At 69.8% G+C, this 19,571-nt stretch carries 19 protein-coding genes; 10 read left to right on the top strand and 9 right to left on the bottom strand.

The genetic code is table 11. The features are described from left to right. Positions 1–76 precede the first annotated feature (76 nt). A complete protein-coding gene (locus ACZZZB_RS01635; RefSeq protein ID WP_064295138.1) occupies positions 77–550 on the top strand; it encodes an acyl-CoA thioesterase in 474 nt (157 codons plus the stop codon). 10 nt (positions 551–560) lie between these two features. Here ACZZZB_RS01635 and ACZZZB_RS01630 read toward each other — a convergent pair whose 3' ends face one another. Further along, positions 561–1,433 carry an acyl-CoA thioesterase gene (locus tag ACZZZB_RS01630; RefSeq protein WP_234993952.1) on the bottom strand — a complete coding sequence of 291 codons (873 nt, stop codon included), beginning with the start codon at positions 1,431–1,433 and terminating at the stop codon, positions 561–563. A gap of 127 nt (positions 1,434–1,560) precedes the next feature. Between ACZZZB_RS01630 and ACZZZB_RS01625 the strand changes: the two genes are divergently transcribed. Beyond that, positions 1,561–2,241 (top strand): hypothetical protein, encoded by a 681-nt coding sequence (locus ACZZZB_RS01625; protein WP_463528831.1) that lies wholly within the window; start codon positions 1,561–1,563, stop codon positions 2,239–2,241. A gap of 3 nt (positions 2,242–2,244) precedes the next feature. Here ACZZZB_RS01625 and ACZZZB_RS01620 read toward each other — a convergent pair whose 3' ends face one another. The 6 genes from ACZZZB_RS01620 to pepN form a co-directional block, all read right to left on the bottom strand. Beyond that, complete coding sequence (locus ACZZZB_RS01620) at positions 2,245–3,927, bottom strand: FAD-binding dehydrogenase (protein WP_463528830.1); 1,683 nt, start codon at positions 3,925–3,927, stop codon at positions 2,245–2,247. A 55-nt stretch (positions 3,928–3,982) separates the two neighbouring features. After that, the gene (locus tag ACZZZB_RS01615) at positions 3,983–4,387 is read right to left on the bottom strand and encodes a globin (RefSeq protein WP_079705698.1); all 405 of its coding nucleotides are present in this window, start codon (positions 4,385–4,387) and stop codon (positions 3,983–3,985) included. 20 nt (positions 4,388–4,407) lie between these two features. After that, positions 4,408–5,415 carry a mechanosensitive ion channel family protein gene (locus ACZZZB_RS01610; protein ID WP_079705699.1) on the bottom strand — a complete coding sequence of 336 codons (1,008 nt, stop codon included), beginning with the start codon at positions 5,413–5,415 and terminating at the stop codon, positions 4,408–4,410. Positions 5,416–5,496: 81 nt separating this feature from the next. After that, positions 5,497–6,171: a response regulator gene (locus ACZZZB_RS01605; protein ID WP_191940907.1), complete on the bottom strand. Its 675-nt coding sequence runs from the start codon at positions 6,169–6,171 to the stop codon at positions 5,497–5,499. After that, complete coding sequence (locus ACZZZB_RS01600; RefSeq protein WP_274499786.1) at positions 6,168–7,457, bottom strand: sensor histidine kinase; 1,290 nt, start codon at positions 7,455–7,457, stop codon at positions 6,168–6,170. The genes ACZZZB_RS01605 and ACZZZB_RS01600 overlap by 4 nt, the downstream gene beginning before the upstream one ends. Positions 7,458–7,601: 144 nt before the next feature. Then, a complete protein-coding gene (gene pepN / locus ACZZZB_RS01595; protein ID WP_463528829.1) occupies positions 7,602–10,145 on the bottom strand; it encodes an aminopeptidase N in 2,544 nt (847 codons plus the stop codon). Positions 10,146–10,287: 142 nt separating this feature from the next. On the opposite strand from pepN, the gene ACZZZB_RS01590 reads away from it, so the two are divergent. From ACZZZB_RS01590 to ACZZZB_RS01565, 6 genes are all read left to right on the top strand, one after another. Continuing rightward, positions 10,288–10,911 (top strand): mycothiol-dependent nitroreductase Rv2466c family protein, encoded by a 624-nt coding sequence (locus ACZZZB_RS01590; RefSeq protein WP_192018100.1) that lies wholly within the window; start codon positions 10,288–10,290, stop codon positions 10,909–10,911. A gap of 35 nt (positions 10,912–10,946) precedes the next feature. Beyond that, positions 10,947–11,435 carry a ribose-5-phosphate isomerase gene (locus ACZZZB_RS01585; RefSeq protein ID WP_085510673.1) on the top strand — a complete coding sequence of 163 codons (489 nt, stop codon included), beginning with the start codon at positions 10,947–10,949 and terminating at the stop codon, positions 11,433–11,435. Between the two features lie 62 nt (positions 11,436–11,497). Further along, positions 11,498–12,499: an Fpg/Nei family DNA glycosylase gene (locus ACZZZB_RS01580; RefSeq protein WP_463528828.1), complete on the top strand. Its 1,002-nt coding sequence runs from the start codon at positions 11,498–11,500 to the stop codon at positions 12,497–12,499. Positions 12,500–12,536: 37 nt separating this feature from the next. Then, complete coding sequence (locus ACZZZB_RS01575; protein WP_463528827.1) at positions 12,537–14,090, top strand: amidohydrolase; 1,554 nt, start codon at positions 12,537–12,539, stop codon at positions 14,088–14,090. Positions 14,091–14,198: 108 nt separating this feature from the next. Beyond that, positions 14,199–15,572 (top strand): sensor histidine kinase, encoded by a 1,374-nt coding sequence (locus ACZZZB_RS01570; RefSeq protein ID WP_463528826.1) that lies wholly within the window; start codon positions 14,199–14,201, stop codon positions 15,570–15,572. Between the two features lie 4 nt (positions 15,573–15,576). Continuing rightward, positions 15,577–16,254 carry a response regulator transcription factor gene (locus ACZZZB_RS01565; protein WP_463528825.1) on the top strand — a complete coding sequence of 226 codons (678 nt, stop codon included), beginning with the start codon at positions 15,577–15,579 and terminating at the stop codon, positions 16,252–16,254. An 81-nt stretch (positions 16,255–16,335) separates the two neighbouring features. Here the strand turns inward: ACZZZB_RS01565 and ACZZZB_RS01560 are convergent, their stop codons facing one another. Then, a complete protein-coding gene (locus tag ACZZZB_RS01560) occupies positions 16,336–16,824 on the bottom strand; it encodes a Dps family protein (RefSeq protein WP_064295149.1) in 489 nt (162 codons plus the stop codon). Positions 16,825–17,039: 215 nt separating this feature from the next. Between ACZZZB_RS01560 and ACZZZB_RS01555 the strand changes: the two genes are divergently transcribed. Next, complete coding sequence (locus ACZZZB_RS01555) at positions 17,040–17,576, top strand: gamma carbonic anhydrase family protein (RefSeq protein ID WP_426736917.1); 537 nt, start codon at positions 17,040–17,042, stop codon at positions 17,574–17,576. Here the strand turns inward: ACZZZB_RS01555 and ACZZZB_RS01550 are convergent. Further along, positions 17,573–17,764, bottom strand: a complete 192-nt coding sequence (locus ACZZZB_RS01550; protein ID WP_079705708.1) for a hypothetical protein — start codon at positions 17,762–17,764, stop codon at positions 17,573–17,575. The two genes, ACZZZB_RS01555 and ACZZZB_RS01550, sit on opposite strands and share 4 nt — an antisense overlap. A gap of 215 nt (positions 17,765–17,979) precedes the next feature. Between ACZZZB_RS01550 and ACZZZB_RS01545 the strand changes: the two genes are divergently transcribed. Continuing rightward, positions 17,980–19,254 carry an HNH endonuclease signature motif containing protein gene (locus ACZZZB_RS01545; RefSeq protein ID WP_463528824.1) on the top strand — a complete coding sequence of 425 codons (1,275 nt, stop codon included), beginning with the start codon at positions 17,980–17,982 and terminating at the stop codon, positions 19,252–19,254. Positions 19,255–19,571 lie beyond the last annotated feature (317 nt).

Raw genomic sequence — 19,571 nt, 5'->3', positions numbered from 1 at the left:
ACGGCCCATCGGCTTCTGCCGGTGGGCCGTCGTCCGTTCACGACCCGTACGTCCCCGACCCACGGAGGGCCCAGCAATGACCAGACTCCACGTGCCGATCCCACTGCGGTGGGGCGACCTCGACGCCTTCAACCACGTCAACAACGCCTCGATGCTCAAGCTCCTGGAGGAGGCGCGCGTCCGCGTCTTCTGGATCCCGACGCTGGCGTCGGAGGACGTCCCGCCGACCGCGGTCATCGATGCGAGCCTCGAGGCCGAGACGCTGACGCTCGTGGCGCACCAGGAGATCGAGTACCTGGCCCCGATCCCGTACCAGCGCGATCCGCTCGACGTCCAGCTCTGGATGGGCAAGATCGGCGGAGCCAGCCTGCAGGTCGCGTACGAGGTCTACTCGCCGCTGGGCGGGGCATCGCAGACGCTGTACGCCCGAGCCTCCACGACGGTCGTCATGGTGGACGCCAAGACGCTCAAGCCGCGCCGGATCTCGGACGTCGAACGTGCCGCATGGGAGCCGTTCCTCGAGGATCCGATCGAGTTCTCGCGGCGCTGAGCGACGCCGGTCACCGAGGCGTCGGGAACCGCACCATGCCCTCCTGGGCGACGCTCGCAACGAGGCGACCCGCCCGATCGTAGATGCGCCCGAGGGACAGACCTCGTCCGCCCGTGGCGCTCGGGGAATCCTGCAGGTAGAGCAGCCACTCGTCGACGCGGGCGGGTCGGTGCCACCACATGGCGTGGTCGAGACTGGCGATCTTGATGCCCGGGGTGGCCCACGGGACGCCGTGTCGACGGAGCACCGGCTCCAGGATCGTGTAGTCGCTCGCGTAGGCGAGCGCGGCACGGTGCAGCGCCGGGTCGTCGGGCAGGTCCTCGATCGTCTTGAACCACACCGCTTGCCGGGTGGTCCGCTCGCCCTCCACCCGGAGGTAGACGGGGGAGCCGACGTGTCGGAGGTCGAAGGGGCGTCCCGTCGCCCACGCCTCGGCCGCCGGGTGGTCGATCCCGCTGAGGAGCTCGGCGGCTGACGGGAGCGTCTCCGGGTCCGGGATCCCGTCGGGCAGCTCGATCTGATGCTCCGGGCCCTCGTCCTGGGTCTGGAAGGACGCGATCATCGAGAGGATCGGCACCCCGTTCTGGTATGCCTGGGTGCGCCGGGTGGCGAACGAGCGTCCGTCGTGGATGCGGTCGACCGCGAAGGTGATCGGCAGGTCGACGTCGCCTGGTCGGAGGAAGTACCCGTGCATCGAGTGGATGATGCGCTCGGCGTCGACGGTCCGGGTAGCGGCGACGACGGACTGGGCGAGCACCTGACCACCGAAGACCCGCCCCTGCGGCATCCATTGGGACGGACCGGTGAAGATGTCCTCGTCGGTCCGGACACCGGGAGCACTGAGGTCGAGTGCGGTGAGCAGGGAGTGGATCGGTTCCTTCACGCGAACACGCCTTTCATCCGGGGGGCCGAGGCTCGGTCGTCGATGCTCGACCCGACCCGCCGAGTCTATCCAGGCCCTGGCGACGCGGTGCCGGAGCGCACGCGGCGGTGGCGTAGATTGAGAGGAGATGTCCACCACCTTGCAGCTCCTCGACGCCACCTCGCTCGCCGACCTCCGCACCTTCCTCGCACGCGCCGCCCGGATCGACGACTCCGGCGTGCGACTCCTGGCTGCCGGGGACGTCCTGGCGGTCTCCGCCCCGGTGCTGCACCCGCAGGGCCTGCTCGACCGGAGTCCGACGATCATCGGGATGCGCACCTTCGCCCTCGCCGAACCCGCCACGGCCGACGTCCTCGCGACCCCGCGTGAACTCATCGACCGCATCGTCCGAACGCTCGGCGGGGTCGCTGCCGAGGACCTGATAGCGGATGCCCGCGAGACCGTGCCGCTCGAGCTGCCGCCGTCCACCAGGACGGCCCCGTGGGTCGGGCAGGCACCGCCCCGTGGCGGCTGGGAACGTGCGGGCGACATGGACACCATCGAGCTGGAACTCGTCGCCAGGACGGGGGCCTCGGAGATCGCCGAGACGCTCCCCACCGCGGTGGGCGATCAGATCGTCCAGAAGGTGCGGTCGCAGGTGTGGTCGCGGCCCCTCGGCGACGGCCACGGACTCCCGACCGGTGCCGCGTTCGCCGCGGTGGGCCTCGGCTTCATCGCCGAGCCGGAGCGCGCGGCCGTCTTCCGCTCAGGCGGATGGGTCCGCTTGAGCACCCGACGCGGGCATGTGCTCGCGGGCGCCGTGTCCTGATCCTCAGGCGCCTGCCATCGCGCGGCCGGCGGTCCGACCGCTGAACAGACACCCGCCGAGGAAGGTCCCCTCGAGCGCGCGGTAGCCGTGGATCCCTCCACCGCCGAAGCCAGCCGCCTCACCGGCGGCGTAGAGGCCGGGCACCGGGTTCCCGTCCGGGCCGAGGACCCGACTCGCGAGGTCGGTCTCGAGTCCACCGAGGCTCTTACGGGTCAGGACGTGCAGCTTCACCGCGATGAGCGGTCCGGCCTTCGGATCGAGGAGCCGGTGCGGTGCGGCGACGCGGATGAGTTTGTCGCCCCGGTAGGAGCGGGCACCGCGGAGCGCGGTGATCTGCAGATCCTTCGTGAACGGGTTGTCGATCTCGCGATCGCGAGCCTCCACCTCGGCGATGACGTTCCCCGCGTCGATGGGCGTCTCCGGGCTCAGCTCCTGCATGCCGGCGATCAGTTCGGTGAGCGTGTCGGCGACGACGAAGTCCGCGCCGTGCTCCTTGAACGCCTCGACCGGCCCGGGCGCTCCCGGGCCGATGCGCTTCGCGAGCAGCCCGAGGTCCTTCCCGGTGAGGTCGGGGTTCTGCTCGCTCCCCGACAGCGCGAACTCCTTCTCGATGATCCGCTGGGTCAGCACGAACCAGCTGTGGTCGTGGCCGGTGGCGCGCAGGTGCGCGAGGGTACCGAGCGTGTCGAAGCCCGGGAAGAGCGGCACCGGGAGCCGCTTCCCGGTCGCGTCGAACCAGAGCGAGGACGGCCCCGGCAGGATCCTGATGCCGTGTTGCGGCCAGATCGGATCCCAGTTGGTGATGCCTTCGACGTAGTGCCACATCCGGTCGCCGTTGATGAGATGCCCGCCCGCACGCTCACTGATCGCCAGCATGCGTCCGTCGACGTGCGCGGGGACACCGGAGAGCATGGTCGTCGGCGGCGTCCCGAGCCGGGCCGGCCACTGTTCGCGGACGAGATCGTGGTTCCCCCCGATGCCACCGCTCGCGACGAGCACCGCGGGCGCCTTGCACGAGAACTCGCCGACGACCTCGCGCGAGCTCGGAGCCCCGCGCTCGGCATGCGACGGGGCCAGCACGGAGCCGCGTACGCCGACGACCGCGCCGTCCTCGGTGAGCAGCTCGTCCACACGGTGCCGGAAGTGAGCCGACACCGTGCCGTCCTCGACGCCGGCGTTCACCCGTCGGACGAAGGGCGCGACGACACCGGGTCCGGTGCCCCAGGTGATGTGGAAGCGGGGAACGGAGTTGCCGTGGCCGATGGCGCCGTAACCGCCCCGTTCCGCCCAGCCGACGACCGGGAAGAACCGCACGCCCTGGTCGTGGAGCCAAGCGCGCTTCTCGCCCGCGGCGAAATCGAGGTACGCCTCCGCCCAGCGCTTGGGCCAGTGGTCCTCGGGACGGTCGAACGCTGCTGCGCCGAACCAGTCCTGGGTCGCGAGCTCGAGCGAATCACGGACGCCGAGGTGGCGCTGCTCGGGGGAGTCGACCAGGAACAGGCCGCCGAACGACCAGTGCGCCTGGCCACCGAGGTTCGACTCCGGCTCCTGTTCGAGCAGGATGACCCGCTTGCCGACGTCGATGAGCTCTGCGGCGGCGACGAGCCCGGCCAGCCCGCTGCCGATCACGATCGCGTCGGCCTCGGTTCGATCGGCGGACGGGTTGGGCGGGACGGCTGCTGGCATCTGCTGACTCCTTCGGCACGGACGTGCGTCCGATCCTACGACCGTGCGGCCGGAATCAGAGAAGACTGCGGCGCGGTGCCCCTGGGTCCTCGTCGAAGGTGTTGACCATGGCGTGGGCTGCCCGCTCGAGGTAGTCCCAGAGCGTCGCCTCGTGCACCGGCGCGAGGTCGAGGCTGTCGACGGCGGCGCGCATGTGCAGCAGCCAGCGGTCGCGAGCGTCGGGGTTCACGTGGAAGGGCTGGTGTCGGAGCCGGAGACGCGGGTGGCCGCGTTCGGCGCTGTAGGTGCCCGGCCCACCCCAGTACTGCTCGAGGAAGAGCATCAGCCGGTCGGCCGCCGGACCGAGGTCCTCCTCGGGGTACATCGGTTTCAGGACGGGGTCGCCGGCCACGCCGCGGTAGAACTCGTCCACGAGGGCCTTGAAGGTGGCGTGTCCGCCGACCTGCTCGTAGAAGGACATGCCTGGTGCCTGGGAGTCGGTCACTGCTGCCCTCTCGGGGGTCGCTTGGTCTTCGGCGCCCGTGGAGGGACCACCGTGGTCGGGTGGGTGCGCGGGGGACGCGAACCGGTCACGCTTGCGGCACCCTCGAAGCCCGAGAGGACGATGCTATTGAGCGACGGCAGTTTGACGTCCATCTCGTCGACGGCCCGCTTCAACCGCATCCGCAGTTCGCGAGCCACGTCGTCCTTGGCACTCGTGCGCGTCTTGATGACGAGGCGTATGACCAGTGCGTCGCCCGAGATCGACTCGAGACCCCAGAGTTCGGGCTTCTCGAGAATGCGGGAGCGCCACTTGGGGTCGTGGGCGAGTTCGTTCGCCGTGTCGAGCATGCGCTCCTGGACGGCCTCGACGTCGGTGTCGTACGGGATCGCCAGGTCGATGATGACCCGCGACCACCCCTGTGACATGTTGCCGACCCGCAGGATCTCGCCGTTGCGGACGAACCAGAGCGTGCCGTTGACGTCGCGTACCTGGGTGATCCGGATGCCGACGGTCTCGACCACACCGGTGGCGGGTCCGAGGTCGACCACGTCGCCCACGCCCAGTTGGTCCTCGACCACCATGAACAGGCCGTTGAGGATGTCCTTGACGATGTTCTGCGCGCCGAAACCGAGGCCGGCACCGACCGCGGCCGTCAGCAGGGCGAACGAGCCGATGATGCTCGAGTCGATGACGTTGACGACGAGGATGGCCGCGACGATGACGATGGTGACGTTGACGATGTTGCTGAGCACGGTGCCGAGGGTCCGCGTGCGTTGGACGAGTCGGACGGCGGCGAGCGGCGAGGCGAGCAGCGATTGCGTGTCGGTGACGTCGGCGCTCTTCTTGACGCCACTCACGATGCGGCCGACGACGCGTCGGATGACGAATCGGAGCACCCATGCGGCGGCGAACGCCAGGCCGATCACGACCACCACGCCGATGATCTTCCACCCCGCCGTCCAGAGGAAGGCGGTCACGTCAGGCCAGATCTCATCCCAGTTCATATGGGCCTCAGTGTATCGAGCGACCCGGAGTGAACCGTGCGAGCCGCCCGAGTGCGAGCCGGACGGTGCCTGCGTGAATGGTCATGGACGCACGAGTCCGTGCTTGTAGGCGAAGATGACCGCCTGCACGCGGTCGCGCAGCTGCAGCTTCATGAGTACGCGACCGACGTGCGTCTTCACCGTCGACTCGGAGAGGACGAAGTGGGCGGCGATCTCCGCGTTGCTCAGCCCCTCCGCCATGGCGACGAGGATGTCGTGCTCCCGCGGTGTCAGCTCGGCGAGTTCTGCTGCCGAGCCGTCCTCGGCGGCCGTGGGGGTGCCGGGGAGGGCCGTCGCGAAGAGTTCGAGCATCCGCTTCGTGATGCGGGTCGAGACGGCGGCGTCGCCGGCGTGGACCGCGCGGATCGCGGACGTCAGCTCGTTCGGCAGGGCGTCCTTCAGGAGGAAGCCGCTCGCGCCGGCCCGCAGCGCTCCGAAGGCGTACTCGTCGAGGTCGAAGGTCGTCAGGATGATGATGCGGCTGTCGGGGTTCGCGGCGACGATCCTCCTGGTCGCCTCGATCCCGTCGAGTCCCGGCATCCGGACGTCCATGAGGATCACGTCCGGCCGCAGGCTGGCGGCGAGGTCGATCGCCTCGGCGCCGTTCGAAGCCTCACCGACCACGTCCAGGTCGTCCTCCGCGCCGAGCACGAGACCGAAACCGAGCCGGATGAGCTGTTGGTCGTCGACGAGCAGGATGCGGACGGGATCGGTCATGGTGTGGTTCCTCGTGGTTCGGTGGTCGGCGGGGACGTTCTCGTCGGGCGTGGCTCCAGCGGCAGGACGGCATGGACGCGCCACAGCCGATCGCCGACGGCTCCGGCGGTGACCCGACCCCCTTGGAACGCGACGCGTTCGCGGAGGCCCAGCAACCCCTGGCCGGCGCCGAGCGACGGCGCGTCCGGAATCGACCCGTCGTTCTCGACGATGAGCTCGAGGTGCTCGTCGTCGGTGGTGATGACGACGTCGACGCGCTTCGGCCGCTCCGAGTACCGCAGCGCGTTCGTGAGCGCTTCCTGCGTGATGCGGTGCACGGCGAGCAGGATCGACGGGTCGTCCGTCGACGGCCCCGAGACGGTGAGTGCGACCGGCAGGCCGAGCCCGCGGAAGGTCTCGACGAGCGCGGGGATCGACGCGGCGTCGGGTTGCGGAGCGAGGGGTGCGCTGCCGGTCTCGCGGAGGACGCCCAGCATGCGTCGCATGTCGACGAGGGAGCCGCGGGCGGCGTCGGTGACGGCGGTCATGGCGGACCGGGACGCCGCCGGGTCCTTCGTCGCCAGGGCCCCCTCGCTGAGCGCGACGATGACGGTGAGACTGTGGGAGACGATGTCGTGCATCTCGCGGGCGATGCGGGTCCGCTCGGCGACGGCGGCGAGCTGGGCCTGCTGGTCGCGCTCGCGGGCCAGCTGCGCCGCCCGATCGACGAGTGCTTCGACGTACCGCTTGCGATTGCCGACGTTGATCCCGATCAGCAGCCCGAAGAGCGCGAAGAGGACGACCGAGATGATGGTCTGCTGCGGCTCTCCCGGCTCATGTGGTGCGGCCCAGGGCAGGAACGGGGCGAGGACGGCGACGACCGCGGCGGCGGCGAAGGCCTGCCAGCCGAGTGCGACGGTCCGGTACACGGCCACCGAGTAGAGCAGGATCGGCACGGCGAACGCGTCGACGCCCACCGTCTGTGCGACCGAGACGAGCCCGACGGCGATGACGAGCACGGTCATCGCGAGCGGGCGCCGTCGCCTGAGCAGGACGGCGAGTGTCGTGATGCCCACGATCGCGACGGCGAGCGCGATGCGGCCGGGCTGGGCGGCCAGGTCGACGTCGAACCACTCGACGGTGCTGACCGAGAGCGCGACGAGGAGGTACCCGGCGGCGATGAGCGAGTCGGCGGTCCACGGATGCCTCGACCACCAGCGTCGGACGACCCCGGGTGGGCGCGGGAGCATCAGTGCGGCCTCCGTCGCGGCCCGGTCCCGGTCGGAGGACGGCTTCCGAGCGGTCACGACGAGGACGACCCTGAGGGTCGGTCGTCGTTCACTGGTCGGCGCATCCCTCCAGGATACGGAGAACCCCTCCACAGCGGGTCGTGCCGTGGAGGGGTTCTCGCCAGAGGATCCTGGTACCGGAGTGCTATCCGGCCGAGTGGATCACGCGGCGTCCCGTGCCTGTGCCGCGAGCGCCCGCTCGACCCCGGCGAGGGCTTCGACGAGCATGCGTCGGAGTGCCGGGACATCGGCGTTGGCTTCCAACCACGCGCGGGTGCGGTCGCGGAGCTCGGTGGAGGCGAGCGCCGCCGGGTAAAGCCCCTCGACGATGTACTCGGCGATCTTGTAGCTGCGCGACTCCCAGACCGAGGTGAGCGCGGCGAAGTACGGCTCGACGAGCGGCTGCAGGACGGCCGGGTCGATGACATGCCCGAACCCGAGACCGACGTTCCGGACGATCGCATTCGGCTGGTCGTCGTGCTCGACGACCGAGTCGAACGCTGCGCGCTTGCCCTCGACGGTGGGGATCGTCGCCCGTGCGCGAGCGGCCGCCTGCGCACCGTTCGCCGTGTTGTCCTCGGCGAACGCCGCATCGATGTCCGAACCGTCCGCGAGACCGAGGAGGACCAGGCCCTCGAGGAGCTCCCAGCGCAGGTCGGTGTCGATCTCCAGGCCCGGGAGTGCCGCGGAGCCGTCGCGCAGTGCACGCAGGTGCTCGCCGTGCTCGGGGGTCGAGGCGAGGGCGGCGAAGAACTTCACGAACTGGAACTGCGCATCGGAGCCGGCCTCCGCCTCCTGGGCGAGCGTCCAGAGCGCGTCGCCGACCCGGGAGATGGTCGCCAGGCGGTGTTCCGGAGCGACGTAGTTGCGCGCGGCCAGACCGAGCTGGCCGAGCGTGGTGCGCAGGGTCGTCGACTCGGTCTCCGTGGCGATGTTCCCGAGGACGAGCTCCACGTAGTCGGAGGCGCTCGACTCGGCGTCGCGGGTCGCGTCCCAGGCGGCGCCCCAGACCAGCGAGCGTGCGAGCGGGTCCTCGATCGAGGCGAGGTGGCCGATCGCCGTCGCGAGCGACCGCTCGTCGAGGCGGATCTTCGCGTAGGCGAGGTCGTCGTCATTCAGCAGCACCAGGTCGGGCTGCGTCTCACCGACGAGCTCCGGCACCTCGGTGAGCGCCCCGTCGACATCGAGTTCGACGCGTTGGGTGCGGACGAGCTTGCCGTCCTGCAGTCGGTACAGGCCGATGGCGAGGCGGTGCGGACGCAGCGTGTCGTAGTCCGCGGGGACCGTCTGACGGACGGCGAACGCGGTGAACGCGCCGTCGGCGTCAACCGTGAACTCCGGGCTCAGCGTCCCGACCCCGGCGGTCTCGAGCCACAGCTTGGACCACTCGCGGAGGTCGCGGCCGCTCGTCGCCTCGAGCTCGACGAGCAGGTCGTCGAGCACGGTGTTGCCGAACTCGTGCTTGCGGAAGTAGTTGCCGACGCCGGCGAAGAACGCCTCGATGCCCACCCAGGCGGCGAGCTGCTTCAGGACGGAGCCGCCCTTGGCGTAGGTGATGCCGTCGAAGTTGACCTGGACGTCCTCGAGGTCGTTGATGGTCGCGACGATGGGGTGCGTCGACGGCAGCTGGTCCTGGCGGTAGGCCCAGGTCTTCTCCATCGCGTTGAACGTCGTCCACGCCTCGGTCCACTCGGTGGCCTCAGCGGTGGCGATCGTCGAAGCCCATTCGGCGAACGACTCGTTCAACCACAGGTCGTTCCACCACTTCATGGTGACGAGGTCGCCGAACCACATGTGGGCGAGCTCGTGCAGGATCGTGACGACCCGGCGCTCCTTGATCGCGTCGGTCACCTTCGAGCGGAACACGTAGGTCTCGGTGAAGGTCACCGCGCCGGCGTTCTCCATCGCGCCCGCGTTGAACTCGGGGACGAAGAGCTGGTCGTACTTCTCGAACGGGTACGGGTACGCGAACTTCTCCTCGTAGTACGCGAAGCCCTGACGCGTCTTCTCGAAGATGTAGTCGGCGTCGAGGTACTCCGCCAGGCTCTTGCGAGCGAAGACGCCCAGCGGGATGGTCCGGCCGTCGCTCGAGGCGAGCTCGCTGCGCACCACGTCGTACGGGCCGGCCACGATCGCGGTGATGTAGGAGGAGATGCGCTGCGTGGGTGCGAAGCTCCAGGTCGCCGCGCCGTCGTGAGCCGGCACCGGCTCAGGCGTCGGGGAGTTGCTGACGACCTGCCAGGCCGCGGGCGCCGTGATCGTGAAGGTGAACGTCGCCTTCAGATCGGGCTGCTCGAAGACCGCGAACACCCGACGGGAATCCGGCACCTCGAACTGGCTGTACAGGTACACCTCGCCGTCGACGGGGTCGACGAAGCGGTGGAGACCCTCACCGGTGTTCGTGTACTCGGCGTCCGTGTCGACGACGAGCACGTTCTCCGCAGCGAGGCCGTCGAGCTGGATGCGCACGCCGTCGGAGACGGTCGACGGGTCGAGCTCGACGCCGTTCAGCGTGACGGAGTGGACGGTGCGCGTCATGGCGTCGATGAAGGTCGAGGCACCCGGTTCACCGGTGAAGCGCACCGTCGTGGTGCTGCGGAACACCTCGGGACCGGTCGTGAGGTCGAGCACGACCTCGTAGCTCGACGTGTCGACGAGCGCCCTGCGCTCCTGGGCTTCGACTCGGGTGAGGTTCTCTCCTGGCACAACTGCTCCCTGGTGTTGATGGACACGTGACGTGTGAACTGCACGTGGTCGCTCGTGACGACCGCGGCACGGTCAACCAGCCTAGACCCGCCGTCCATCGGTTTCGGGGGAGTCGACGGGGATCGGCGCGTAGGGTGACGGCATGACGACTTCCGCTGCAGACACCACCCGCGTCGACTTCTGGTTCGACCCCTCCTGCCCGTGGGCCTGGATGACCTCGCGTTGGGTCGACGAGGTCACCGAAGCCCGGAACCTCGACGTCCACTGGCACATCATGAGCCTCGCCGTCCTCAACGAGGACCAGGACGTCAGCGACGACTACCGGGCCTTCTTCCCCCGGGCGCTCCGATACACGCGGCTCGTCGCCGCCGCGGCAGCCGAACACGGACACGCGGTCGTCAAGCCGCTCTACGACGCGCTCGGCACGCGGATCCACCCCGGCGGACGCGCGGAGGACGTCGACGCCGTGATCGCCGAAGCCCTCGCCGAGACCGGGCTCCCGGCGGCGCTCGCCGAAGCGTCGACGACGGACGCCTACGACGGGCCCATGCGCGAGAGCCACTTCGACGGCATCGGACGGGTCGGCCAGGACGTCGGCACCCCCGTCATCGCGATCGACGACGTGGCGTTCTTCGGACCCGTCATCTCGCCGGCGCCGAAGGGCGAGCAGGCGCTCGCGCTGTGGGACGGTGTCGTCGCCGCTGCCGCCTACCCGGGCTTCTTCGAGCTGAAGCGCAGCCGCACGGCGGACCCGATCTTCGACTGACGCGACGCCGGCGCCCGGAACCCTAGACTTTCCACATGCGCATCCACATCGCCACCGATCACGCCGGTCTCGAGCTCAGTCAGTTCCTGCAGGACCACCTGCGCGCGGCCGGTCACGACGTCGTCGACCACGGCCCGGCCGAGTACGACGCGTTGGACGACTACCCGGCGTTCTGCATCAACGCGGCGAAGGCCGTCGTGCGCGACCAGCAGGCCGGTGTGGACGCCCTCGGCGTGGTGTTCGGCGGCTCGGGTAACGGCGAGCAGATCGCCGCGAACAAGGTCGTCGGTGTCCGCGCGGCGCTCGTCTGGAACCTCAGCACGGCGCAGCTGGCTCGGCAGCACAACGACGCCAACGTGATCTCGATCGGTGCGCGCCAGCACAGCACCGACGAGGCGGTGTCCTTCATCGACGCGTTCATCGCCGAGCCGTTCAGCCTCGAGGAACGTCACGCCCGTCGGATCGCCCAGCTCGCCGAGTTCGAGGCGACCGGCACCATCGCCGGCAAGCACGTCGACGCCTGACGCGTCCTCCACCGCCACCGCGCGGCGCGCCGGATCGCGCCCCCACCGAGTGAGGAGTCACCATGCCCGAGGGGCACTCCGTCCATCGCATCGCCCGACAGTTCGCTCAGAACTTCGTCGGACACCGGGTCGCCGTGTCGTCTCCCCAGGGGCGCTTCGCCGAGGGTGCCGCCGTGCTCGACGGCCGGACGGTCACCGACGCCAAGGCCGTGGGCAAGCAGATGTTCCTCGAGTTCGACGACGGACTGTGGTTGCGGGTGCACCTCGGTCTGTACGGCGCGTGGGACTTCGCCGGTGAGATCCGGTCGGACCCGACCATCGCCGCCTCGAACGGCCGCATGGGGCAGACGAACCAGCGCGGGACGGTGCTCGACGACGACGATGCGCCGATCCACGATGCGGACGGGGAGAACTCCCTGCACAGCATCGGTGCACCGCGCCGGGCCAGGGTCCGGATGTCCGAGCAGTCGAGTCCACTCGCCGAGATCGACGAGCGGTTCCCACCCGAACCGGTGGGTCAGGTGCGCGTGCGGCTGTTGACCGAGACGACCGTGGCGGACCTCCGCGGGCCGACCGCCTGCGAGGTGATCGACGCCGCCGGGGCGCAGGCCGTCATCGATCGGCTCGGACCGGATCCACTGCTCGACCCGAGCGCGGAGGCGGGGGAGCGGTTCGTGTCGCGTGCACACCGCAAGGGTTCCCCGATCGGTCTGCTCCTCATGGATCAGCAGATCATCAGCGGGATCGGCAACGTCTACCGCGCCGAACTGCTGTTCCGCGCCCGTCTCGATCCGCACCGCACCGGGAAGACGGTCCCCGTCGAGACGCTTCGCGAGATCTGGCTCGACTGGACGCGGTTGCTCGCGACCGGGGTCGAGACCGGCCAGATGATGACGATGGACGACCTGTCGGCGGCCGACTACCGCCTCGCGATGGCCAACCGCGCTGATCGCCACTGGGTCTACAAGCGGGAGGGACTGCCGTGCCGGGTCTGCGGGACGAACATCCTCCTCGAGGAGATGGGCGCCCGCAAGCTGTACTGGTGCCCGAACTGTCAGCGCTGAACCGAACCCGCCTGCCCAACCGACGAGGACCGATGTGATGACCGAGCACCGCCCTGGACCCGACAGCGACCTCGTCACGACGATCGCCGACGTGCACCTGTCCGGACCGCGCCGCGGAGGCTCGTCCGACGCCGAACGGGTCGACGTCCTGCTGGAGGACGGCTCGATCGCGGCGATCCGACCCGCCGACCCCGAGGTCCTCCGTAGCAGCGCCCCCGGTGTGTTGGACGGCGGTGGTGGCTTCCTCCTGCCCGGGCTCTGGGACCACCACGTGCACTTCACCCAGTGGGCGCGTACGGCCAGGCGCGTCGACCTGTCCTCGGCCGCATCCGCCACCGAGGCGGTCGAGTTGGTCGCTGAGCGGATCGCTCAGGGGGCCGACGGTGACGGCTGGGTCGAGGGCGCGAAGTTCCGGGACGCCCTCTGGCCGGACACGCCGACGTTCGCACTCCTCGACGCGATCGCCCCGGACCGCGAGGTCGTGCTGGTCAGTGCCGACTTGCACTGCTGCTGGCTGAACAGCGCGGCGCTCCGGGCCACTGGCTTCGCCGACCATCCCACCGGCCTGTTGCGGGAGGAGGAGTCGTTCGCCGTCCTCAAGCAGCTCGACCAGGTCGCCGACGAGCTCTCCGACCGCTGGGTCGACGCCGCAGCCGATCAGGCGGCATCACGCGGCGTCGTCGGTGTCGTCGACCTGGAGATGCGCTGGAACGCCGCGGACTGGATCCGTCGGGTCGGGAACGGGACCCGCGCGCTCCGTATCTCCTTCGGTGTGTACGCCGAGCACCTCGAGCGCGCGATCGACGCCGGGCTCGTGACCGGGGGAGTGCTCGCCGGAACGGACGGCCTGGTGCAGGTCGGCCCGTTCAAGGTCATCACCGACGGATCCCTCAACACCCGCACGGCCTGCTGCGAAGCGCCCTATCCGGGTTCGGCCCCCGGAACCGACGCGCACGGGATGCTCAACGTCCCGCCGGAGCGACTCACCGCATTGCTCACCCTGGCGACCGCCAACGGCCTCCACTGCGCGGTGCACGCCATCGGTGACCGCGCCAACACCCTCGCGCTCGACGCGATCGAGACGACCGGCGCGAGGGGCACGATCGAGCACGCGCAGCTGCTCCGGGCCTCGGACCTGGAGCGGTTCGCGCGGACCGGGACGGCTGCGAGCGTCCAGCCGGAACACGCGATGGACGATCGGGACATCGCCGAGGTCCACTGGGCCGGGCGCACCGACCGTGCCTTCGTACTCCGCAGCCTCCTCGACGCCGGCGCCACGCTCCGACTCGGTTCCGACGCCCCGGTCGCTCCGCTCGACCCGTGGGTCTCCATCGCCGCCGCCGTGACGCGCAGCCGCGATGGACGCGAGGCCTGGCACGGGGAGCAGGCCATCACGGTCGAGGAGGCACTGGCGGCGTCGACCAGAGGAGACGATGACGTGGTGGCCGTCGGCCGCCCCGCCGACCTCGTCGTCGTGCCGTTCGACCCGTTCTCCTGCGCACCGGAGGCCCTGCGCACCATGCCGGTCCGTTCGACGATGCTGGGTGGGCGCCTGACGGCGGCTCCATCCGTCGACCCGGCCGGGGGATAACCCCCGATCGGAATGGGGCGTCCACCGGATGCCGTTCGTCGGCGGAGCCGAACAGACTGAGGTGACCGGTGCGAGAGCCGGGACCGCTCCGTCGAAAGGACCTCCTTCATGACCACCGCCATCGGCCGACAGCTCGACGCGTCGGCGAAGCCCGATCCCTCCACCCGAGGCGCATGGCGATACGGTCGGCTCTGGCGGGACGTCCCCGGATCGCTCCTCTTCCTGCTGCCCAACCTGCCGATCGTGATCGCCGGAAGCATCGTGGCCGTGGTGATCCTCTCCCTCGGCTTCGGGCTCGCGATCCTGGGGGTCGGTCTCCTGATCATCGTCGGCGGCCTCTGGGTGTCGCGGGCGTTCGTGGAGCTCGAGGTCGCGCGTCTCCGCACGACGGGGCTCCCGCCGATCCGAGGAGGAGCCTGGCGGTCGTCCATCGGGACTGAGACGACACTGGGTGCCGTGCTCGCTCCACTCGCCGGACCGCGTTGGTGGCTCGCGGCCCTGCACACGGTCATCGTGAACCCGATCGTCGGGGGCATCACCTGGGGGCTGACCATCACCTGGACCGTGGGTGCCGTCGCCGGCACGACGTACTGGATCTGGGCGGACCGGCTCTCGGCTGGTTCCTCCTCGGGCTTCGCGGAGCTGCTGGCTCCCACGCTGGACCCGTCGGACGCGTTGCTCGCCGACAAGCTCTGGAACCTCTCGCTCGGCGTCGTGTTCCTCGTGACGCTTCCGCTGGTCCTCCGGGTGCTGGTGCTGCTGCACCACGCCATCGCCTCCGGGCTGTTCGGTGCGCGGCCACAGGAGGAGCTGCGAGCCGAGCTCCTGGCGGAGCGGCGTGCACGCGGTGCCGCCGTCTCGGCTGAGGCGGGCGCGGTGCGGCGGCTCGAACGGGACATCCACGATGGTCCGCAGCAGCGACTCGTCCGGCTGCAGATGGATTTCGCGGCCGCCGAACGACGCCTCGACACGGACCCCGCCTCGGCACGCTCGCTCCTGGGTGAGGCGCGCGCCCAGGCCGCCGAGACGCTCGACGAACTTCGTGCGCTCTCGAAGGGCCTGATGCCGCCACTGCTGCAGGACCGCGGCCTCGTCGCCGCACTCGACGACCTCGCCGCGCGGTGTCCGGTGCCGACGAGGACGGAGCTGGCGGTCGTCTCATCGGTGACGCTGCCTCGTGAGACGGAACGTGGGATCTACTTCATCGTCGCCGAACTCCTGACCAACGTGTCGAAGCATGCGGATGCGCGGCGCGCCGGCGTCGAGGCCCACGTGACAGTGGACCAGCAGCTGGGTTCGCGGCTCTCCCTCCGCGTGACCGATGACGGTCGGGGCGGCGTGCACCTGGAACCGGGCCACGGTCTCGAAGGCCTGACGGAACGCGCGCAGGGCCTCGGCGGGAGACTGGTGATCGAGCCGGCCCCGGTGTGGGACGGCGTCGCACGTGGCAGCGCCGTCTCGATCTCGCTCCCCGTAGGCTGAACGCGTGATCAGCCCTGACCGTGCCGGTGGAGGACCGCTCCGCATCGTGATCGCCGAGGATTCGACACTCCTCCGCGAGGGCTTGATGCGGCTGTTCGACGAGGCCGGCTTCATCACGGTCGCCGCCTACGCCGATGCGGAGGCGCTCCAGCGCGGGCTCGCGGCGGACCGACCGGACCTCATCGTCATGGACGTCCGCATGCCGCCCACGTTCCGGGACGAAGGGGTCCGCGCAGCGATAGCGCTGCGCGCCGAGCATCCCGACCTCCCCGTCCTGCTGCTCAGCCAGTACGTCGAGACCGTCTACGCCCGGGAGCTGCTCGCGGACGGCGGGCGTGGGATCGGCTACCTGCTCAAGGACCGGGTCGCCTCGTTGGAGGAGGTGCAGGACGCCATCCACCGGTTGGTCGAGGGAGGGACCGTCCTCGACCCCGACGTGGTCCGCACCCTGTTCGCAGCACAGCGCGACCCGTTGGCCGGCCTGACCCCACGTGAGACGGAGGTGCTCTCCGCCATGGCGGAGGGGCGCACGAACACGGCGATCGCCGAACGCCTGCGGGTCGGTGTCGGTGCGGTCGAGAAGCACATCTCGGCCATCTTCCAGAAGCTCGGTCTCGAGGACTCCGGGAGCGACCACCGACGGGTCCTCGCGGTCCTCGCCCTGCTCCAGCGCAACGATTGATGGGTGACACGCGCGACGAAGGGGCAGTCACGGATGACTGCCCCTTCGTGGGTGATGCTGGCGGGTCGCCCCGCCGGGGTGCTACCGGCTGAGGTGGGCGAAGAGGAACCAGCGGTCCTTGTCGAGGCCGCGGGCGATCTCGATCGCGATGTCCTGGCTGGTCTGGTCGAGCTCGTCGAGCTCGTCGACCGCGGTGTTGACCGAGGCGGAGGCCGCGTCGATGAGGGCGATGACCTCGGCGATGGTGCGGTCGGACTGCTGGAAGCCCTCGCTCAGCTCGGGCGTGCTGGTCTTCGCGGCGACGGTGCTGAGGCGTGCGTCGACCGGGAGTCCGAGGGCGACGATGCGCTCTGCGGCGAGGTCGGCCCACTCCTGCGCGTGGTCGACGATGTCGTCGAGCAGCTCGTGGACGCCGATGAAGTTCGCGCCACGCACGTGCCAGTGGGCCTGCTTGCCGTTGACGACGATGGCGGTGAGGTCGACGACGACGGGGCTGAGGAACTGCGCGGTGCCTGCTGCGACGTCCGGGTTGGCGACGGCCTGCGGAATGGAGGTGGTGATGTCGGTCATGGTGTTTCCCCTTCGTTGACGAGTGAGGCCCTGGTCGGGCGGATTCGTCGGTCTGCTTGAATGCAACGGTACTCAGCCGCAGACATTCCGCAAGGAAGTCGAGGCTCGGCTTACGAAGGGTGCACTCAGCAAGGAAAGCCTGACCGTACCGGCGATTCACCCCGGAACGACGCGGGTTCCCGACGGCTGGGGCCGCCTGCGATAGCGTGGCCGGTATGACGCTGCACGGTACGGTCAGGAAACTCTCAGACGGACGCTCGCCCCAGATCGACCCGAGTGCCTACACGGCGCCGGGCTCCGTGCTGGTGGGCGCCGTGACGCTCGCCGCGGATTCGAGCGTCTGGTACAACGCCGTCCTCCGCGCGGACTCCGACTCGATCACGCTCGGCACAGGGTCCAACATCCAGGACGGGGTCGCCGTGCACACGGACAGCGGCCACCCGACGGTCATCGGATGCAACGTCTCCGTCGGGCACAACGCGGTCGTCCACGGCTGCACGGTCGAGGACGACTGCCTCATCGGGATGGGTTCCGTGGTCCTGAGTGGCGCCGTGATCGGTGCCGGGTCGCTCGTCGCCGGGGGAGCGGTGGTCCTCGAGGGCATGATCGTGCCGCCCGGTTCGCTCGTCGCGGGGGTCCCGGCCAAGGTGCGGCGGGAGCTGACGGCCGACGAGCAGGAGGCGATCCGACAGAACGCCGCACACTACGTCGCCCTCAGAGCGGTCCACGCCGCAGCCGTCGACGAGGGTTAGCGGCGGCGTGCGTCGCGCTTCCTGAGGCGACGCTGCGCGGCGAGCGAGCCGGACAGACAGACGACGCAGCCGATCATGCAGATGAGTCCGACGCCGAGTCGCCCGGTCGCGAGTGCGTACACCCCGACGAAGAAGACGAGCGCACCGGCCACCGTCCAGATGTGGGGCCAGATCGCGTCGAGTCGCATGCGCTCAGCCTAGGGCGTCGGGCATCCTGTCCTCCGTCCTCCCCAGGCGACGACCTGTCGAAGGGCACGGGTGGGACCTCCCGCTCCGGTGGCCTTCTCCCGGTCCCTGAGTAACCTCTTCCGGTCCCTGAGCTTGTCGAAGGGCACACGAGCGACTTCCACAACCGATCTCACTCACCATCTGGAATGTCAGTGGTCCATGGTGAACTTGTTCCATGACCGAGATCACCCCCGCCGCCGCGATACGCGCTGGTGACGAGTACGCCGCGCAGCTGGCTGAATTCTCGGACGAGTGGGCGGAGCTCCACCGGCAGCAGGCCGTCCTGGACGCGCGGAAGGCGCGCCTCCTGGCCCGCTCCGCCGCCTATGCCGATGCCTTCGCGGACGCCACGGTCCCGGCGATCTTCCCGCCGGCTGAACGTCAGGCGCTGTCCCGTCGGTCGACGTGTGCGGCCCTCGCGATGGCGACCCGGATGCCGGAGCGGACGGTCCAGCTTGCGACGAACGACGCCGAACGTCTGGTGAATGACGCACCGGCTGTGCTGGCGTCGCTGGAGGCGGGGCGGATCTCGGCGCGGCATGCGCAGGTGATCACCGACCAGCTCTGTGACGTCCCGACCGCGGGACGGGCAGCGTTTCTCGACCAGGTCCTGCCAGAGGCGGAGCGCATGACCGCCGCAGGCCTCAAGAACCGAGCCCGCGTCCTGCGGGAGCGTCTCCACCCGGAATCCATCACCGCCCGCGCCGTCCGCTCCGAGGCTGACCGCCGCGTCGAGTTCGAACCCGCAGCCGACGGCATGGCCTGGGTGCACCTCTTCACCACCGCACCCATCGCGCAGGGCATCATCGAGCGCGTTGAAGCCGCCGCGGCCGAAAGCCGTGCCGCGGGTGACACCCGCACCTGCGCCCAGCTCCAGGCCGACGCCCTCGCGGCCCTCGCCCTCACCGGAGTGACCCCGGAAGACGTCATGTCGAGCCCAGTGCTCCCACACCCGATCGAAGTGCAGGAGCACATCAAGCCCACCGTCCAGATCACGGTGCCTGCGCTGAGCATGGCCGGCGTCAGCGACGCCCCGGCCACCCTCGACGGCTACGGCCCGATCGACCCGGAGACCGCAGCACGTATCGCGGTGAACGCACCCAGCTTCACCCGGATCCTCGTCCAACCCGAAACCGGCGCGATCCTCTCCGTCAGCCGCAACCAGTACCGGGTTCCGGCCGATCTGCAACGGGCGGTCCGCCTCCGGGACGGCACCTGTCGCGCACCCGGCTGCGGCAGACGCGCCCGGGCCTGCGACCTCGATCATTCGGTCGCCTGGGAGGACGGCGGGACGACAGATGTCGGGAATCTCGCCTGCCTGTGTCGACATCACCACCGGATGAAACACCTCCCCGGATGGGACCTCGAGCATCGGCCGGGCGGGGTCCTCGACTGGACGACACCCGACGGGAAACACCACCGGACCGAACCGGATCCCGCGCCGTTCTGACCTCCGAACGACAAGGCGTCCTCGTGGGCACTTCGACAGGCTCAGTGACCGGGAGAAGTGTGCCCGGAACGCTTCGGTGTCTCAGTGTGTCAACGGGTGACTCGTGGGCACTTCGACAAGCTCACTGACCGGGAGAGGTGTGCCCGGAACGCTTCGGTGTCTCAGCGTGTCAACGGGTGACTCGTGGGCACTTCGACAAGCTCAGTGACCGGGACAGGTGCGCCCGGAACGATGAGGCGTCCTCGTGGGCACTTCGACAGGCTCAGTGACCGGGAGAGGTTCGCTCGGGAAGTTTCGGTCCCTGAGCCTGTCGAAGG

This window comes from Plantibacter sp. AC185, from assembly GCF_979258065.1.
The sequence above is the reverse complement of the archived record's forward strand: the minus strand, read 5'-3'. Positions and strand labels throughout refer to the sequence as shown.

Coding starts and splice junctions, on each gene's coding strand:
- ACZZZB_RS01610 (WP_079705699.1), bottom strand. CDS start 5,415: ATGAACTGGGATGAGATCTGGCCTGACGTGACCGCCTTCCTCTGGACG.
- ACZZZB_RS01545 (WP_463528824.1), top strand. CDS start 17,980: ATGACCGAGATCACCCCCGCCGCCGCGATACGCGCTGGTGACGAGTAC.
- ACZZZB_RS01615 (WP_079705698.1), bottom strand. CDS start 4,387: ATGTCCTTCTACGAGCAGGTCGGCGGACACGCCACCTTCAAGGCCCTC.
- ACZZZB_RS01635 (WP_064295138.1), top strand. CDS start 77: ATGACCAGACTCCACGTGCCGATCCCACTGCGGTGGGGCGACCTCGAC.
- ACZZZB_RS01620 (WP_463528830.1), bottom strand. CDS start 3,927: ATGCCAGCAGCCGTCCCGCCCAACCCGTCCGCCGATCGAACCGAGGCC.
- ACZZZB_RS01605 (WP_191940907.1), bottom strand. CDS start 6,171: ATGACCGATCCCGTCCGCATCCTGCTCGTCGACGACCAACAGCTCATC.
- ACZZZB_RS01575 (WP_463528827.1), top strand. CDS start 12,537: ATGACCGAGCACCGCCCTGGACCCGACAGCGACCTCGTCACGACGATC.
- ACZZZB_RS01625 (WP_463528831.1), top strand. CDS start 1,561: ATGTCCACCACCTTGCAGCTCCTCGACGCCACCTCGCTCGCCGACCTC.
- ACZZZB_RS01560 (WP_064295149.1), bottom strand. CDS start 16,824: ATGACCGACATCACCACCTCCATTCCGCAGGCCGTCGCCAACCCGGAC.
- ACZZZB_RS01550 (WP_079705708.1), bottom strand. CDS start 17,764: ATGCGACTCGACGCGATCTGGCCCCACATCTGGACGGTGGCCGGTGCG.
- ACZZZB_RS01585 (WP_085510673.1), top strand. CDS start 10,947: ATGCGCATCCACATCGCCACCGATCACGCCGGTCTCGAGCTCAGTCAG.
- ACZZZB_RS01590 (WP_192018100.1), top strand. CDS start 10,288: ATGACGACTTCCGCTGCAGACACCACCCGCGTCGACTTCTGGTTCGAC.
- ACZZZB_RS01555 (WP_426736917.1), top strand. CDS start 17,040: ATGACGCTGCACGGTACGGTCAGGAAACTCTCAGACGGACGCTCGCCC.
- ACZZZB_RS01580 (WP_463528828.1), top strand. CDS start 11,498: ATGCCCGAGGGGCACTCCGTCCATCGCATCGCCCGACAGTTCGCTCAG.
- ACZZZB_RS01570 (WP_463528826.1), top strand. CDS start 14,199: ATGACCACCGCCATCGGCCGACAGCTCGACGCGTCGGCGAAGCCCGAT.